Source organism: Cohnella lubricantis (assembly GCF_014212015.1).
GTDB classification, from domain to species: domain Bacteria; phylum Bacillota; class Bacilli; order Paenibacillales; family Paenibacillaceae; genus Cohnella; species Cohnella lubricantis.
Genome location: NZ_JACJVN010000078.1, coordinates 1 through 16415 on the forward strand (window position 1 = coordinate 1; position 16415 = coordinate 16415).

A 16415-nucleotide genomic window follows, 5' to 3' on the forward strand; every position below is an offset into this window, starting at 1 on the left:
GACAGTTCGGTCCCTATCTGTCGCGGGCGTAGGAAATTTGAGAGGGGCTGTCCTTAGTACGAGAGGACCGGGATGGACGCACCGCTGGTGTACCAGTTGTTCCGCCAGGAGCACCGCTGGGTAGCCAAGTGCGGGAGGGATAAGCGCTGAAAGCATCTAAGCGCGAAGCCCGCCTCAAGATGAGATTTCCCAATTCGTAAGACCCCTGGAAGAACACCAGGTTGATAGGCTCGGGGTGGAAGCGCGGCAACGCGTGCAGCTGACGAGTACTAATCGGTCGAGGGCTTATCCTATTCCAACCTTTCGTCAGAAAGGTACTTCGGAAGCATACGCAGCTTTTCCAACGGAAAAGCGTCGGCATGTGCACCAGCACCAACGGATGCTAAGGGCACATGCACGAGCACACAGTAAGGTTAGAGCACGACGCTTCACAAACGCGCAAATCGTTTCGTATCCGGTTATCAAGGCGCAAGCCTTGGCTAGACACCGGTCCGGTGGTGATGGCAGAGGGGTTCCACGCGTACCCATCTCGAACACGACCGTTAAGCCCTCTAGCGCCGATGGTACTTGGACCGAAGGGTCCTGGGAGAGTAGGACGTTGCCGGGCCGGCTATATAGGAAGAAGAGGAGATCCATTTGGTTCTTCTCTTTTTTGTTGCACTGATTCATATACTTTGCTAAAAGGGCCGGTAATCTGGCTCTTTTTTAATTAGAGAATAGAGGCATTCGCACATACAATGAAGTACAACGCATGAATATAAGGAGAGGAGCCCGATCGATGAACGAGTGGCAAAGCATCGCTCCTTATGCTAACGAGCCTTTGACGGATTTCCAATCGGAAGAGAACCGAATGGCGATGGAAGCGGCCATCGCCCGAACGAAGACGATTCTCGGTGCCAGCATCCCTCTTCGAATCGGCGCGGAGAAGATTTTCACGGATCTGATGACCAAGTCGGTTAATCCGGGCAATCTGGATGAAGTCGTCGGGTATGTGAGCAAGGCGGATCTGGAACATGCGGAGCAAGCGATGCAGGCCGCTTTGTTCGCCTTCGAGAGTTGGAAGAAGACGCCTGTCGTCGAGCGGGCGAGCTATCTGTTCCGAGCCGCCCGCCTCATGCGGGAGAGGAAGCATGAATTCTCCGCGCTGATGGTGTTGGAAGCCGGGAAGAACTATGCCGAAGCCGATGCGGATGCGGCCGAAGCGATCGACTTCCTGGAGTACTACGCCCGCGAGATGATTCGACTCAGCCAGATCAACGAGACGATGCCGCTGGTTCAAATTCAAGGTGAGCGAAATAAATTCTCTTACATTCCGCTAGGTGTCGGCGTCGTTATTCCGCCATGGAACTTTCCGCTGGCGATCTGCGCCGGCATGACCTCGGCTGCTGTGGTCGCAGGCAATACGGTAGTGCTGAAGCCGGCATCCCCCACGCCGGTCATCGCTTACAAGTTCGCCAAGCTAATGGAGGAGGTTGGCCTGCCGGATGGCGTTATCAACTATCTCCCGGGAAGCGGCAGCGAGATAGGCGATTACTTGGTGACCCATCCGAAGACGCGGTTCATCAGCTTCACAGGTTCGAAGGAGGTCGGCCTTCGCATCAACAAGCTCGCCGCGGAAGTCGCGCCGGGTCAAATCTGGATGAAGCGCCTCATTGCGGAGATGGGCGGGAAGGACGGCATCGTCGTCGATGAGACGGCTGACTTGGATGCTGCCGCACAAGCGATCGTCACATCCGCGTTCGGATTCCAGGGACAGAAGTGCTCCGCCGGCTCCCGTGCCCTTATCGTGGAAGACGTCTATGACGAAGTCGTCGCGAAAGTGACAGAGCTGACCCGCAGACTTGCGGTCGGAATGCCGGAGAGGAACTGCCCGATCGGCCCTGTCATTGACGAGAGCTCTTATCGCAGAATTCTTAACTACATCGAGATCGGCCGCGGTGAAGGAACGCTGGCAGTCGGTGGCAGAATTGCCGGAGGCAACGGCTACTATATTCAACCGACCGTATTCGTGGATGTGGAAGGCGGAGCACGCATTATGCAGGAGGAGATCTTCGGTCCAATACTGGCGATCGCCAAGGCGAAGGATTGGCGTGAGGCGATCCGTCTCTACAACGATACAGAATTCGGATTGACGGGTTCGTTCTTCTCGACGGACGTTGACCGGATAGAAGAAGCTGCGGAGACGATGCATTGCGGCAATCTATACATGAATCGCAAATGTACCGGCGCCTTCGTCGGCGCGCACCCGTTCGGCGGCTTCAACATGTCGGGCACCGATTCCAAGGCCGGCGGCCACGATTACTTGCTGCTGTTCACCCAAGCGAAAGCGATCTCCTTCAAGACCGGGTAAGTTCGGATCGGGAACAAGCGCTTAGCAAGCCCTCTCTCCTGCGAACGGATGGGAGGGCTTCTGTAATTGTATCTGCAATTGTAGTGGTTGACTTCCATAAAGCTGAGGATGAAGATAGAGGTTAGAAGATGATGGACTTGATTGTCCTTGGAAGCTTTCGGGAACGCTATGGCCCGAGGAGGTGCGCATCATAAATAATCCTTCATGGATACGGGAGCCGAAGCAAAGAAGACTGCTAGGCAGCGCCGGGATGAGTTGGCTGTTCGATGCGATGGATGTAGGGCTTGTCTCCTTCGTCATCGCGGCGTTGACCGTCGAATGGCAGTTAAGCGCGGAGCAAGGAGGAGTGCTCACCGCGGTGAACTCAATCGGCATGGCAGTGGGCGCGGCGGTCTCCGGCGCGCTCGCCGATCGTTACGGCCGCCGCAACATTCTGGTAGCGACGCTGCTGATCTTCTCCGTCGCGAACGGTCTGTCCGCCTTCGCAGTTGGGTTCGCCATGCTGTGCGCGCTCCGCTTCGTCGTCGGCTTCGGTCTCGGCGGCGAGCTTCCTGTCGCCTCTACGCTCGTATCCGAGTCGATGCCGGCAAGGGATCGCGGACGAGCTGTCGTGCTGCTCGAGAGCTTCTGGGCCGGCGGTTGGCTCATCGCTGCGTTGATCTCTTACTTCGTCATTCCAACCTATGGCTGGCGCATCGCCCTTATCATAGGCGCTCTGCCTGCGCTGTACGCGATCTATCTGCGCCGGAGCATCGAAGATTCGCCGAAGTTCGACCGGCGCAAGGCTCGCCTCCCGTTCCGTCGGCGGTTCGCGTCCATATGGTCGGCCAAGCATGCCGGCCAGACCGCAGCGCTGTGGGTGCTGTGGTTCACGGTCGTATTCTCGTATTACGGCATGTTCCTGTGGCTGCCGACTGTCATGGTCAAGATGGGGTTTGATCTGGTGAGAAGCTTCGAATACGTGCTGATCATGACGCTTGCCCAACTGCCGGGTTACTTCACGGCGGCCTATCTGATCGAGCGGTTCGGCCGCAAGTTCGTGCTGGTCGTCTACTTGCTGCTGACGGCAGCCTGCGCCGCTTGGTTCGGCAACGCACCCACGGAAGGGGCGCTATTGGCGGCCGGCATTAGTTTATCCTTCTTCAACTTAGGCGCATGGGGAGCAATGTACGCCTATACGCCGGAGCTGTACCCTACGGACATTCGCGCTACCGGCGTCGGCATGGCCGCCTCGTTCGGCCGGATCGGCGGCGTCATAGGCCCGTATTTGGTCGGCCTTCTCATGGACAGGGAAGTCGCGATCGGCTCGATCTTCATGATCTTCTTCGTCGCGATCGTTATTGGCGCGCTGACTGTCTTGTTCTTGGCTCGGGAGACGAAGGAGACGGATCCGGATGCGGTTCCGGCCGGGGCTGGTTAAGGCGCGGCCAATTCATAACATTTTCAGAACAGGAGGCTTATTCCGTTGCGAATTCGTTCTGCCTTGGCACGATATGTACTCCTCTTCTCGGTCTACGCAATCCTCATGGCCGCCTACGTCTGGTGCACGTCTTCGAATGACGTGCCGGACGCCTATAAGGGAACGGCCGTCGATCCGGCCACCTTCTATACGCCCGAACAGCTTCATGACAGCGAACGGCTGAATGCCCTACGGAATTGGATCTTCTTCATGAGCGGCCCTTGGGAATGGCTGATTTATCTCGCTTTGCTGACCAGCGGCATCGCCCGCAAGTGGAAGGAGGGGCTGGAGCGGACGAAGCTCCTTCTGGCAATTAGGTTTCCCATATATGTATTCCTTGTGAGCTTATTCACGTTTGTTCTCTATCTGCCGCTGCGAATCTTCAGTTACGCCTTGTCCAAGTCGTACGGCATTACGACACAGCCGGCTTCTGGTTGGATGCGGGACAAGCTTGTGGAATTCGGCGTCAGTTATATCACATACCTCCTCGTCACGGCTGTGCTCTTCTGGTTGCTGTCTCGTCGCGGGCGCTGGTGGCTCAAGCTATGGCTTATCTCCATTCCGTTCACCTTGTTCACGATGTACATACAGCCTGTCGTCATCGATCCGCTGTACAATCAATTCAGCCGGCTGACCAATCCGGAATTGGAGAGGCAAATATTAAGCTTGGCCGCCGATGCCGGCATACATGCGGACCGGGTCTATGAAGTGGCGATGTCCGCCAAGACGAATGCGATGAACGCTTACGTGACGGGGATCGGTCCGTCGCTTCGCATCGTGCTCTGGGACACGACGCTTCAGAAGCTGAACGAGCCGGAGATTCTGCTCATCATGGCGCATGAGATCGGACATTATGCGATGCACCATCTGGAATGGAGCGCTGTCGGCGCGGTAGCCTCTTCACTGGTCATGCTGCGGCTTGGCGCGTGGTTGTATGAATGGCTGCTGAGGCGGCGAGGCGAGCGCTGGGGCATACGCTCCCGATCGGATCTTGCGGCGCTGCCGCTCCTGCTGCTGCTGCTCTCGGTGCTGTCCTTCGTATCGCTGCCAATCACGAACGCAGTCTCCAGGCAAGCGGAAGCGGCGGCGGATCGGTATGGAATGCGGTTGATTGGCAACGCGGACGCGGCGATTCCGATGTACCAAGGGATGGCTGTCGCGTCCTTAAGCGACGTCAATCCGCCGCTGCTCGTCCGTTGGTTCCGCGATACCCACCCGAGCGATATGGAGAGAATGGCCGATGCCTTGCGATTCAACGAACAGCGCTAAGATTAACTCGGATTTGTATTTCATTGCGGGCTTCCGTACGGCGCCGCTCTTCATGGAGGAATTCCGCGTGTCGCTGCAGGGCCGGCTGGAGAAGGCGGGGGCGAGAGTGCGTTCCAAGCTGCTGTTCCCCTATGGCGATTGGAGCCGAGGCCCGGTCTCGCAGTTGCTGGAGATTCGCCGCGACATGCGGCTTAGCCCGGATCGTCTGGAGCGCTCGATCGGCGGCAGGCACGTGCTCGAGGCGATTACGCGGGATCGGGAGGCGAGCCTGCATGAGGAAGATAGCCGGGGCCGCGAAGGCTGCGAAGACCGTGAACGCCCTCGTCTGCCGATTCTGATCGGCCATAGCGGGGGAGGAGTAGCGGCTGTCCATGCGTCAAGCCTGCTGCTGGCGCGGATGGGGGGGACACCCTGTCCCGTCGTCATGATCGGCTCGCCGAAGTGCCGGATACCAGATGAGCTGCGCGGCTCGGTGCTGTATCTTCATGCCGCCCGCAGAAGGGGAAGAGAGGGGAGGCAGGTCGTCTATTCCGATCCGGTCACAAGGCTGGGCACCTTCGGGGGATGGCATTCGCCGGGGAGCAGAAGATGGCGGACATGGAGGCGCGATCAGCATGCTCCGGGGAACATCGTATCTGTACCGATCGTTGGCGGGCACGCCGATTATTTCCGCAGTAGAGCTCCCTTCATCGATGGGAATGGCTTATCGAATCTGGATCTGATTAGCGAGGAGGTATGGCATTGGCTTATGAAAATGCGGCTTCTTGCCCCTCCGCTATGAGTTCGCGGGCGATCAAATCGTAGGAACGGAGCCGATGCTCGAAATCATGCGCATACGACATAATCAAGAGCTCGTCCGCCTCATAGGTCCGGCTCCAAGCCTTCAACCTTGCGCCAACTTCGCCGGGTTGTCCAATAGCAGCGCTGGTCTGCATGCGCCGCAGCAGATCGGCCTGGTCTTCTCCTTGAAGCATACGCTCGGCTTCGGCGATGGACGGGAGGCCTTGTGCAGGAGCTGAGCCTTGCGCAAGCTGCCTTCTCCAAGCGTAGGAGCTGAGAGCAACGGCCCTCGCCTGCTCGGTCGTCTCCGCGCATACGGCGGACACGGCGAGCATCACATAGGGCTGCTGAAGCGATCGCAGCGGGCGGAACTGCTCGCGATAGACGCGGATGGCTTCTTCTGCGTGCTCGGTGTTCATGAAGTGGCCGAAGGCATACGGCACGCCCTGCTCGGCGGCCAGCTTCGCGCTCTTCACGCTCGTGCCGAGAATCCAAGGCTCCGGCGGCGCGGACGGTATGGGCGCCGCCGCGATTCGGGCATAAGGGTGGTCTTCGGGATAATTGCCGTCTAGGAAACGCAGAAGCTCCTCGAACGCTTCGGGCAGCTTCCAGACGTTCTCGAGGAATCGGTCCGCGAGCGCTATGGACACTTCCGCTGAGCCGCCGGGCGAGCGGGCGATGCCCAGGTCAATTCGTCCGGGGAACAGCGTCGATAGCAGGTTGAACGTCTCGGCGACCTTGTAGGGGCGGTAGTAAGGCAGCAGAATGGCGCCGGCTCCGAGCCGGATCGATCGGGTCTGCCCGCCGATCAAGCTGAGCATGATCTCCGGGGCGCTGCAAGCGAGGCCGGGCAGATCGTGATGCTCGGCCATCCAATACCGCGAATAACCGAACTTCTCGCCCGCCTGCGCGAGCCGAACGGCCTCCTCAAGCGCGTCGCGAGCCGTCCGGCCCGATGACAGCGGGGCTTGGTCCAGGATGCTAAGCTTCATTGGCGATAATCCTCCTATGTATGTAAGATAAAGCCACCGCGCCTCTTGGCGCGATGGCTTGGAGAGAAGATGCGGAGCGATCAGAATGTCCAGCCCGCGCGAAGAATGATGACCAGCAATACGAACAGGACGAGAGCGAACGCCGCGCCGCCGTATCCGGTGCCTGCGACAGGATGACTCACATGTATCACCGCCTTCGAGCAAGGATGGTTAACTTCCCTCCTAGCATATGCCGTGATATCCGTCATGTCCCGGGTCTGCAGCGGTTGGGCGCAACAATCCGCGATCGCCCGCCCAGCTAGGCCATTATCCGGCGTTTACTGGACATTAGCCGGCCATTTGGTCGTGAACGGCGCACTTCTCGGAGCAATATCCGTTATGCTCGGAATCGCACTCCTCGCAGCAGATGTGCTGAAGATGGCAAGTATCGTCGGCGCAGTTAATGTACCGGTCGGAAGGCTTGCCGCAATGGCGGCAGCGCCCGACGACGACGTCCTCCTCGGTATGATTGATCTTCACCGAGATTCGCTCGTCGAATACATAACATTTGCCGTCGAACAGCCGGCCTTTGACGTCTTCGTCCTTGCCGTAGGTCACGATGCCGCCGTCTAGCTGATACACCTCACGGAAGCCTTCCTTCAGCAGAAGCCCGCTCAGCTTCTCGCAGCGAATGCCGCCTGTGCAGTAGGTCAGCACCGGCTTGTCCTTGAACTCGTTCATGTTGCTGCGGATCCACTCGGGGAACTCGCGGAAGCTGTCCACGTCAGGACGGATCGCGCCGCGGAAGTGGCCGAGATCGTATTCGTAACCGTTCCGTCCGTCAAGCACGACGACGTCTTCCCGCTGCAGAAGCTCGTAGAAGTCCTTCGGCTTCAGGCGCGTGCCGCTGATGACGTTTGGATCCAGCTCTTCTTCATCGAAGCGCAGCGTGACAAGCTCCTGCTTGTAGCGCACGAATATCTTCTTGAAGGCATGGCCCTCGTTCTCGTCGATCTTGAAGACGGTGTCTGCGAACAGCGGATTGGCGCGAAGATCGCGCATGTATTGCTCCGTCTGCTCGAAGGTTCCAGACAGCGTTCCGTTAATGCCTTCGGAAGCGACGAGAATCCGGCCCTTGACGCCAAGCTCCTTGCAGTAAGCCAGATGCTCGCGGGCGAATTCTTCGGCGTTCGGGACGCTCACATATTTATAGAAGAGAAGCACTCTATATTGGTTTGGTTCCATTGGATTCACCTTATTCGAATGAATTTGTTAGTCGAGAAGTGCGCATAAACCGCCTACTAGTATATCACATCGGCGGCAGGTAGGGGAAAGCGTGGATTCGTGGAAGCTGAATCAAAAAAAGACATCCGCTTCAGCCGAAGGCCTCGGAGGATGTCTGCTGTTCTTCGCTTTACCATTCTTTGAACAGAGCGGAGCTGTTGTCGTTCCGCAGCTGGTTGGAGCTCCCTGCAGAACTCGATCCATAAGAGTTCCGCGAGCCGGAGGCAGGGGATAGAGCGCCGGAGCTTGCGGCAGGCTTCTCTTGCTCGGATGGCTCCTTGGCGAGCTCGCTCGATCCATTCTTATCCTCCATCTTGCTGATCCCCTTGAAGAATCCGCCAGACTCGATCGCCAGTTCGGCGGCGCTCAAGTTGCCGGACAGATGGCCTGACGATTTGATCGTCAGCTTGCCTCTAGCGGTGATGTTCCCGTGAACCTTGCCGGCGAGCACGACGTTGCGGGCCGTGACGTTGGAACGGGCGATTCCTTCCTCGCCGATAATGACGTCGCCTTCGCATTCCAGGTCGCCGGTAATCTCGCCTTCCAGGCGGACGCTCGCCCGGGAACGAATCTTGCCTTCGAACGTGCTGCCTTCGCCAATTAACGTATCGGTCGTGCCGGGAGCGATCTTCGTCTTCTTCTTCATCATCGTTGTTGTTCACAGCCCTCTCTGCTCTAGTTGATATATGCCATGGGATCGGTCGTGTCGCCGTTCACCAGCACTTCGTAATGAAGATGCGGCCCGGTGCTGCGTCCGGTCGAACCGAGTTCGCCGATCACTTCGCCCTTGGTCACTTTGTCTCCGACTTTGGCGATCAGCTTGCTCATATGCATGTACCTCGTGCGGATTCCGTTGCCGTGGTCGACCGTAATGTTATTGCCTTCCGCGTCGTCCTTGCCGGAATGCACCACGACGCCGTCTGCTGCCGCGTAGATAGGATCTCCGGTACTGCCTCCGATATCGATTCCGGCATGGAATCGGGCGCTGCCGGTGAATGGATCCTTGCGCACGCCATATTGAGACGTAATGCGCCGGCTGTCCGTCGGCCAGATCGTCGGGATCTTCTTCTGCTTGGCCTGCTCTTTGGCAATCTCGGATTTGGTGCTCTCCAGACGGCTCTTCATCTCCTCAACAGCCGGGTCCAGCTTCGCAAGGCCGTTGAGTGTATCGTTCAGCAGGCTCGTAATCTCCGCGTCGGTGACCGGAATGTCTTCGCCGCCGACGCCTCCGTCCTGCGGATCGCCATCCTCGATGGCAGCGCCGGTCGGCGTCTTCTTGGAAGTGTCGGAGGTCTTAAGCCCAACCATGTTCTTCACCTGGGTCTCGAGCTCGTTCACTTCCTCCAGCTTCTTCTGAATCGACTGAGCCTTCTCGGAGAGGCTGACGACTTGCGTCTGCAGCGTATCGATGTTGTTGTTCTTATCGGCTAGAATCTTCTCGTATTGAGAGGAGGAATCCGCCAGCTTGGTCTGCAGCGTGCTGATACTGCCGATATTGCCGCTGTACAGCAAATAGAGATAAATGACGGACAGAATTAGCAGCACAAAAAGAATAGGGATCAAGATGACAACGACGGCGGGGAGATTGATCCGTTTAACCGAACCGTTCGCATCCGGAATAACCACGAATGTGAACCGCTTAAAGCTCCACTTCATGACTGACCTCCTGGTTCAATGAGCAGCATCGTCAAGAGGGCTAATTCGACGCAAAGGCACAATATTCCTTTTTTTGAGGAAAATTTTTCAACATTACGACGAAATAAGCAGGATTTTGTCGGACTAAGGAGAAATGGATAATGATAGACGACTAATTAGATACCGACAGCGGCGAGTTCCGAGCTGTCCGTACTTCGTACATTCGCGCGACAGATGGATAGGAGGACTATTATGGTTAGATTGGCGGGCATCGACATCGGGAACGACAGCGTGAAGCTGATCGTGAACGGGAGCAGCGAACCGATCATTATTCCGAATGTCGTATCTCCCGGATACGACCGGCTTGTGCTTCAAGAGGAAGATTCGCCGCTCAAGGCGCTTGACGTAATGGTCTACAGTCCGAAGCTGAAGAAGAAGAGCGTGCGCACCTTCGTCGGGCTAATCGCTTCGGAGGATCAGGATAATGCGGAGCAAGAGGAGACGGACAACAAGGCGACGAGCGACCAATCGCTAATCGTTGCGCTGACCGCCTTAGCATACGCTGGAGTGATGGGAGCGGGCGCCGCTCGCGAGCCGGGCCAGGCGGCGGACGAGATCGAATATGTGATCGGAACCGGACTTCCCGTCCGCACCTATGCGAAGTTCCATCAGGCGTTCGAGGAGCGGCTCGTCGGCGAGCATGAGGTATCGTTCCTCTCCACGCCTAAGCTGCGCGGCCGCACGGTACGTCTCGTTATTCGCCGGGCCATCATCTCCGTCGAAGGAGCGGCAGCGCTGTTCAATATGGCGACCAACGACAATCTGCAGGTTCGCGATGAGGAACTGTACTACGGCTGCATCGGCATTTGCGAGATGGGCGCGCTCACGACGGACTTCCCGGTCGTGAAGCGAATGAGCATCGACAATCAGTTCAGCACCGGGGAGCAGCTCGGACTCGCTTCGTACCTGGATTCGATCATCCGCGATGTCGAAGATGAATTCGGTTATCGCTTCCCGAGCCGGACGAAGCTCGTTCAGCGCATTCGCCGAGGCGAATACATCATTCAGCGGGTCGGCGAAGGACAAGCCGACATTCGGCCGATCGTGGACACGTACTTCGGGCGCGCCGCGCAGAAGATCGTTGATCTGATTCGCAAGCGTTGGAAGAAGTACCCGGATATTCAATGCTTCTATGTGCTTGGCGGAGGCGCCGCGGCGCTTAAGCCTTACATTCTGGAAGCGGCGGATTCGATGCGGCTTCGCTTCATCGAGAACAGCGAGCTGCAGAACGTGGAAGGCTATCTGAAGCTGGCTCGGAACAAGATGAACCAGATGGAAGCGAGCTCGTTCTAAGCAGCAATGCACAAAAGCAGCGGTCTCACGCTAGGGGGTCAGTCCCCCCGCCTGAGCCGCTGCTTTTTTGTGCATTGTAATCTTCATTCAATGCTGCGACACATTATTGCCGCTTCAGCTTCTTGTGCCGGCTCCAACCGAACGCGGCCAATATCGCGCCAATGACGGCGAGAACGATTCCGATCACGGGATTGACGAAGATAATATCGACCACGCCGAAGATGAGGATCATGATGCCGAGAATGGAGAGCGGGAGGAACTGAGACTTGGAATTGTTCATGGCCAGGCACCTCTTGTTTTCTTTCCATTGTACCTGATCGAACCGCGAATGCTAGCACGGCTTTGCAAAGATCTTGCAAAGCCGGCAATATAAAAAAAGGGCCCGCGCCGTAACGGCGCGGGCCAAAATCTATATATCAGAAGGGGTCGTAAGATTATATTACGCCTCGTCCCTTAGAATGACCTGAGGGCAATGTTAATTTAACCTTAAATGTCACACGCTTAAGGAAGCGCCGGCCTGCGCGGCTGGCGGCTGGCTCTGGTTAAAGGCGGCTTCCGCTTTGCGCAAATATTTGCGTTTGCGCCAACGGAGGTAAGAGAGGATGCCGCGGGCGTATTCATCTGCGATCATGGAGCAATAGATGCCGATGAGCCCCCATCCCCAGTGAATGCCGAGAAAGTAAGAGCAGCCCGTCGCGATCAATCCCATGGAAGCAATGGACGTCATCATAATATACCGCGTATCGCCGACGGCGCTAAGCGAGTTGCCGAGCGCCATATTGAGCATTTTCCCAGGCTGCAAGATGAGATTGAGCACGAGAAGCGGAATGGCCATCGAGATGATCTCTGGGTCCGTCGTGAACAGGCCGAGCACGTGCCGGCCCATCAGATATAGAAGCACGGAGAACGCAATGACGAGAGTCTCCCCGATGAAGAGCGCCTTGTAGGCTGCCTTGTAAGCGTCGCGCGTTCTCGCAGCTCCGTACAAGTGGGCGATCTGGATCTGGGCGGCTAGCGCGATAGCGAAGCCAAGCGTGAAGCAGAACGACTCCAGCGTATTCATGTACGTGCGCGCGGCGAGCTCCTTGGCGCCGAGCATGGCCAGGAACGAATAGATCGCGAGCTGGGATAGCACCCAGCAGCTCGAGTTGATGCCAAGCGGCCAGCTGATCTTCAGAATATCCTTAAGCAGCTTCGGCTTGAAGACTCGGAAGTCTGACAGCCTAATGCGCCTCTCGAAGCTGAATAAGAACATATAGAGCAGCAACGCGGCGGACAGGAACCGGCAGATGTTATCGGACACCGTCACGCCGGCCAAGCCCCACTTCGGGAAGCCGAACGAACCGAAGATAAATAAGTAGTTCAGGACGATATGGATCAGGTTAATTGCAATGCCGACGTACATCGGCGCCCGGGTATTGCCTGTGTTGCGAATAGAAGCGCTCAAGGCCGCCGTCATCGCGACCATGAACATCCCGCCGCCGACGTAGGAGATATAGACGTCCGCCAGCGGCATCAGCTCGTCGGACAGCTGCAGCATGCCGGCGATGGGACGAGGGAACAGATACAGCATCGTGCTGATGACAAGCCCGATCGCCGTGCTGATCGTAACGGCCATAATCGCTATGGTGCGTGCATCCTCTTGACGCTTGGAGCCGAGCCGCTGGGCGATCAGAATGCCGGCCCCGCTCGCGATCGTGATGAATAGCGTGTTCAGCGCGTTAAACAGCTGGGTCGCGAAGCCGACGACCGCGACGGCATCGTCGGAGATGCGGCTAACCATGACGGTATCCACCGAACCAAGCAGCGTCTGAAGCAGAATCTCTAGAAATATGGGCCAAGCTAATGCCCATAGCGTAAATTTCTTATCGGTGGTTAACACCTTTCCAACCTCCTGGTGGTCGTGCGCTCATGATGAAGATCGAGCCGGCGAACTCATATTCAGAACAAATTATAGATGCTATAATGCAATTCGTGTGTCAGTATTCAAACGGAAACTTTCAATATCCCAACTGATCATCAAGGAGCAGTGATTCACAGCATGACCAGATTCGGCGTTATCGGAACGAATTGGATTACAGAAGCGTTCCTTCGTGCAGCGGCAAGCATAGCCCCATTCAAGCTGACGTCCGTCTACTCTCGGACGGAGGAGAAGGCGCGCGAATTCGCGGCTAGGCACGGAGCGGCCCATACTTATACAGACGTAGCGGAGATGGCGGAGAGCGGGGAGATCGATGCCGTCTATATCGCAAGCCCGAACAGCTTCCATGCGCAGCATGCGATCGCCTGTCTGGAACGCGGCGTCCATGTGCTGTGCGAGAAGCCGATCGCTTCGAACGCGCGCGAGGCGCGCGCCATGATCGAAGCCGCGGGCCGCGGCGGCGCGCTGCTGATGGAGGCGATGAAGTCGACGCTGATGCCGGGCTTCCAAGCGATCCGCGATCATTTGCCGTCCATCGGCAAGGTCAGAAGATATTTCGGCAGCTACTGCCAGTATTCCTCGCGCTATGACGCCTTCCGGAAGGGGGAGGTGCTGAACGCCTTCAATCCCGCCTTTTCGAACGGAGCCTTAATGGATTTAGGCATCTACTGCCTCTACCCGGCAATCGTGCTCTTCGGCAAGCCGCTCGAGATTCGCGCGAACGGGATAATGCTGTCCTCCGGCGTCGACGGCGAGGGAAGTCTGCTGCTTAAGTATGAGGGCATGGAGGGCGTCGTGCAATATTCAAAAATCGCAAATTCCTGCCTGCCCAGCGAAATTCAGGGCGAAGAGGGAAGCATCCTGATCGACCGCATCAGCCAGCCCGGACGGATCGAGCTCCGTTACCGCGACGGCCGTACGAAAGTGGTGGGCGTGCCGCAATCGGACGAGGACATGCGGTACGAGGTGCAGGAATTCATCGATCTGATCGCCGAAGGCGCGTCCCAATCGGCGGTCAACTCCTTCGAGAATTCTCTCGCCGTCATGGAAGTAATGGATGAAGCGAGACGGCAGATGGGGCTTGTCTACCCGGCGGATCGCGCGTAACGGAATACTTCTGCCGAAATAAAGCACATTCGCAGGCGTGTCCGCATAGGTTAGTACAAGCGGCCTGCAAGTCCGAGTCGGGCGGCGGAACTTCTAAGTTAAAATCTTCATAAAATCTAGGTGTCGGTATAAGTTTCTTTTTGACAAAGTAATAATGGCGTAGCATAATGTCTCTATCAATGAACTACGACTGCGAAGTATGGACAGGGGAAGACGCATAGATGACAGGCTGTTCGCCCATCCAGCCTGTCTTTTGCGCGCGGAAGGAAGGGGAGAGGTATGTCGATTATACGGGCTTTACGCAACAGACCCTTTATCTTTTTTACGATTATTCTATTGATCAAGGGCGCATTGGCATGGTTCGTCGTATTCGACGACGGTCCATCCTGGGAGACGATCGTTACGGAAATTCCGTTCTTCTGGATTATATTCTGCTTAATCGAATGGTTCGCCAGCAAACGTAAATTTCTTTACTATATGGCCGTCAATCTAGTAATCACGTTTCTCTACTTCGCTGTACTCATGTATTACAAATATTACGGCATCATCGTCACTTACCATGCGTTGAACCAGGCGGATAAGGTGACGCAAGTAGGCGAGAGCACCTATTCGCTGATGGATCCTTATTATTTGCTGATCTTCGTCGACATCATCATTATCGGCATGTTCATGGTGCGGCCGAAGACGATCGCGAAGTTGAAAAGCATTGGCATGAACAAACGTATTAACAGGCGCTTGTTGTCCGGAGCGTTCGTGCTGTCCGTGGCGTTGTGCATCTTCAGCATCTGGCCGAATCACGCGAGCATGAACGAGCTTAAGAAAGCCGAAGGCATGGGCATCTTAAACTACGAGGTCTATACGATCTTCGCGGATTCGACGCAAGAGGAAGAATTGATCGACCAGAAGGATATTACCCAAGATGCGATCAATCAGCTGAAGGGCATCAAAGATCCGGCGGCGCCAGCTTACTTCGGAGCCGACAAGGGCAAGAACCTGATTATCATTCAGATGGAGTCGTTCCAGAATTTCCTTATCGATCTGAAGATCGACGGCAAGGAAATTACGCCGAACGTGAACAAGCTGGCAAGAGAGAACTTCCACTACGACAACTTCTACACGAACGTAGGCGCTGGAACCACTTCGGACGCCGAGTTCACGGTCAATACTTCGCTGTATGTGCCGCAGCACGAGCCGGCCATTCAGCATTATGCGGACAAGGCTCTGCCGAGCTTGCCGAAGCTTCTCGGGGACGCGGGCTACAACACGGCGACGTTCCATACGAACGAGATCAGCTTCTGGAACCGGACCGAGCTGTACAAGGCGCTTGGCTGGCAGAAGTATTATGACAAGAAGTTCTACGGCGATGACGACCATGTCGCGTTCTCCGCATCCGACGAAGTGCTCTTCGACAAGACGCTGCCGGTGCTGAAGGAGATGGACCAGAACAGCCAGCCGTTCTACGCGATGGTCATCTCGCAGAGCGCGCACCATCCGTTCAACATTCCGGAACGCAAGTATAAGATGGAGCTGCCGGAACGGTACGAAGGAACGTTCGTCGGCGACTACATCCGCTCGCAGAATTACGCGGACTGGGCGCTGGGGCAATTCGTCGACCAGTTGAAGGCAAGCGGACTGTGGGACAACAGCGTCGTCCTGTTCTACGGCGACCACCAAGGCGTGTCGCTGTACGCGCTGGACAACAAAGAGAAAGACCTGATGCATGAGATATTGGGCCGCGACTACGGCTATACGGATATGTTTAACATTCCGCTGATTCTTCATGCGCCAGGCGTGACCTATCCGGACAAGATTCAGCAAATGGGCGCCGAGATCGATGTGATGCCTACGGTCGCGAATCTGCTGGGCGTATCCATGGCGAATCAGATCCACTTCGGCCAAGATCTGCTGAATCAAGATACGAACCTGGTGCCGATGCGGCACTTCCTGCCGACCGGATCGTTCATCAACGATACGAGAGTGTTCTTGCCGGGCATCTCTTACGAAGACGGAACCAACTATTCGGTCTTCGACAACAGCGAGTCGGCGACCGGTACGACCGAGCAGCAATATGACAATGCGCTTAAGCTCCTGAATATGTCCGACAGTTACGTGAAGCAGCTTCCGGACAAGGACGAGAAGATCGGGCCAGCCGACGGCAGCCTAGATCCGCAGTGAATTCCTAGATTCATCGGCGCGGGCAAGCGCAAGACATCAATCCTTCGGGCGAACAGGCCCGAAGGATTTTCTTTATGCATTGACGGGGAGGCGATCGGGTGAGATAATGTA

14 protein-coding genes and 2 rRNA genes are annotated in these 16415 nt (G+C 56.6%); 9 read left to right on the plus strand and 7 right to left on the minus strand.

What is annotated here, in order from left to right:
• The 6 genes from H4Q31_RS18480 to H4Q31_RS18505 all read left to right on the plus strand — a co-directional run.
• Nucleotides 1–293, plus strand: a 23S ribosomal RNA gene (locus H4Q31_RS18480); the annotation flags it as partial.
• A gap of 197 nt (nt 294–490) precedes the next feature.
• Nucleotides 491–607, plus strand: a 5S ribosomal RNA gene (rrf, locus tag H4Q31_RS18485).
• Between the two features lie 171 nt (nt 608–778).
• Nucleotides 779–2350, plus strand: a complete 1572-nt coding sequence (gene pruA / locus H4Q31_RS18490) for an L-glutamate gamma-semialdehyde dehydrogenase (protein ID WP_185180545.1) — start codon at nt 779–781, stop codon at nt 2348–2350.
• A 190-nt stretch (nt 2351–2540) separates the two neighbouring features.
• The gene (gene niaP, locus H4Q31_RS18495) at nt 2541–3770 is read left to right on the plus strand and encodes a niacin permease NiaP (protein WP_512698817.1); all 1230 of its coding nucleotides are present in this window, start codon (nt 2541–2543) and stop codon (nt 3768–3770) included.
• A gap of 45 nt (nt 3771–3815) precedes the next feature.
• Nucleotides 3816–5078, plus strand: a complete 1263-nt coding sequence (locus H4Q31_RS18500; protein WP_185180547.1) for a M48 family metallopeptidase — start codon at nt 3816–3818, stop codon at nt 5076–5078.
• Nucleotides 5050–5859, plus strand: coding sequence for a hypothetical protein (locus tag H4Q31_RS18505; protein WP_185180548.1), 810 nt, complete (start codon nt 5050–5052; stop codon nt 5857–5859). The genes H4Q31_RS18500 and H4Q31_RS18505 overlap by 29 nt, the downstream gene beginning before the upstream one ends.
• Here H4Q31_RS18505 and H4Q31_RS18510 read toward each other — a convergent pair.
• The 5 genes from H4Q31_RS18510 to H4Q31_RS18530 all read right to left on the minus strand — a co-directional run bounded on the left by H4Q31_RS18510 (nt 5825) and on the right by H4Q31_RS18530 (nt 9769).
• Entirely contained in the window at nt 5825–6850 is a 1026-nt protein-coding gene (locus tag H4Q31_RS18510; protein ID WP_185180549.1) for an LLM class flavin-dependent oxidoreductase, read from the minus strand. The genes H4Q31_RS18505 and H4Q31_RS18510 overlap by 35 nt on opposite strands.
• Nucleotides 6851–6930: 80 nt before the next feature.
• Nucleotides 6931–7032: a sporulation protein YjcZ gene (locus H4Q31_RS18515; RefSeq protein WP_185180550.1), complete on the minus strand. Its 102-nt coding sequence runs from the start codon at nt 7030–7032 to the stop codon at nt 6931–6933.
• Between the two features lie 145 nt (nt 7033–7177).
• A complete protein-coding gene (trhO, locus tag H4Q31_RS18520; protein WP_185180551.1) occupies nt 7178–8074 on the minus strand; it encodes an oxygen-dependent tRNA uridine(34) hydroxylase TrhO in 897 nt (298 codons plus the stop codon).
• Nucleotides 8075–8243: 169 nt separating this feature from the next.
• Nucleotides 8244–8762 carry a bactofilin family protein gene (locus H4Q31_RS18525; RefSeq protein WP_185180552.1) on the minus strand — a complete coding sequence of 173 codons (519 nt, stop codon included), beginning with the start codon at nt 8760–8762 and terminating at the stop codon, nt 8244–8246.
• A gap of 26 nt (nt 8763–8788) precedes the next feature.
• Nucleotides 8789–9769: a peptidoglycan DD-metalloendopeptidase family protein gene (locus H4Q31_RS18530; RefSeq protein WP_185180553.1), complete on the minus strand. Its 981-nt coding sequence runs from the start codon at nt 9767–9769 to the stop codon at nt 8789–8791.
• Between the two features lie 231 nt (nt 9770–10000).
• On the opposite strand from H4Q31_RS18530, the gene H4Q31_RS18535 reads away from it, so the two are divergent.
• Nucleotides 10001–11101 carry a ParM/StbA family protein gene (locus H4Q31_RS18535; RefSeq protein WP_185180554.1) on the plus strand — a complete coding sequence of 367 codons (1101 nt, stop codon included), beginning with the start codon at nt 10001–10003 and terminating at the stop codon, nt 11099–11101.
• 103 nt (nt 11102–11204) lie between these two features.
• Here the strand turns inward: H4Q31_RS18535 and H4Q31_RS18540 are convergent, their stop codons facing one another.
• Together H4Q31_RS18540 and H4Q31_RS18545 are read right to left on the minus strand one after the other, a co-directional pair.
• Nucleotides 11205–11381: a hypothetical protein gene (locus H4Q31_RS18540; protein ID WP_185180555.1), complete on the minus strand. Its 177-nt coding sequence runs from the start codon at nt 11379–11381 to the stop codon at nt 11205–11207.
• A 213-nt stretch (nt 11382–11594) separates the two neighbouring features.
• On the minus strand, nt 11595–12983 hold the full coding sequence (locus tag H4Q31_RS18545; protein ID WP_185180556.1) for an MATE family efflux transporter: 1389 nt from the start codon (nt 12981–12983) through the stop codon (nt 11595–11597).
• Between the two features lie 159 nt (nt 12984–13142).
• Here H4Q31_RS18545 and H4Q31_RS18550 point away from each other — a divergent pair, with 159 nt between their 5' ends.
• Nucleotides 13143–14129 (plus strand): Gfo/Idh/MocA family protein, encoded by a 987-nt coding sequence (locus H4Q31_RS18550; RefSeq protein ID WP_185180557.1) that lies wholly within the window; start codon nt 13143–13145, stop codon nt 14127–14129.
• A 279-nt stretch (nt 14130–14408) separates the two neighbouring features.
• Complete coding sequence (locus tag H4Q31_RS18555; RefSeq protein ID WP_185180558.1) at nt 14409–16304, plus strand: LTA synthase family protein; 1896 nt, start codon at nt 14409–14411, stop codon at nt 16302–16304.
• Nucleotides 16305–16415: the final 111 nt, after the last annotated feature.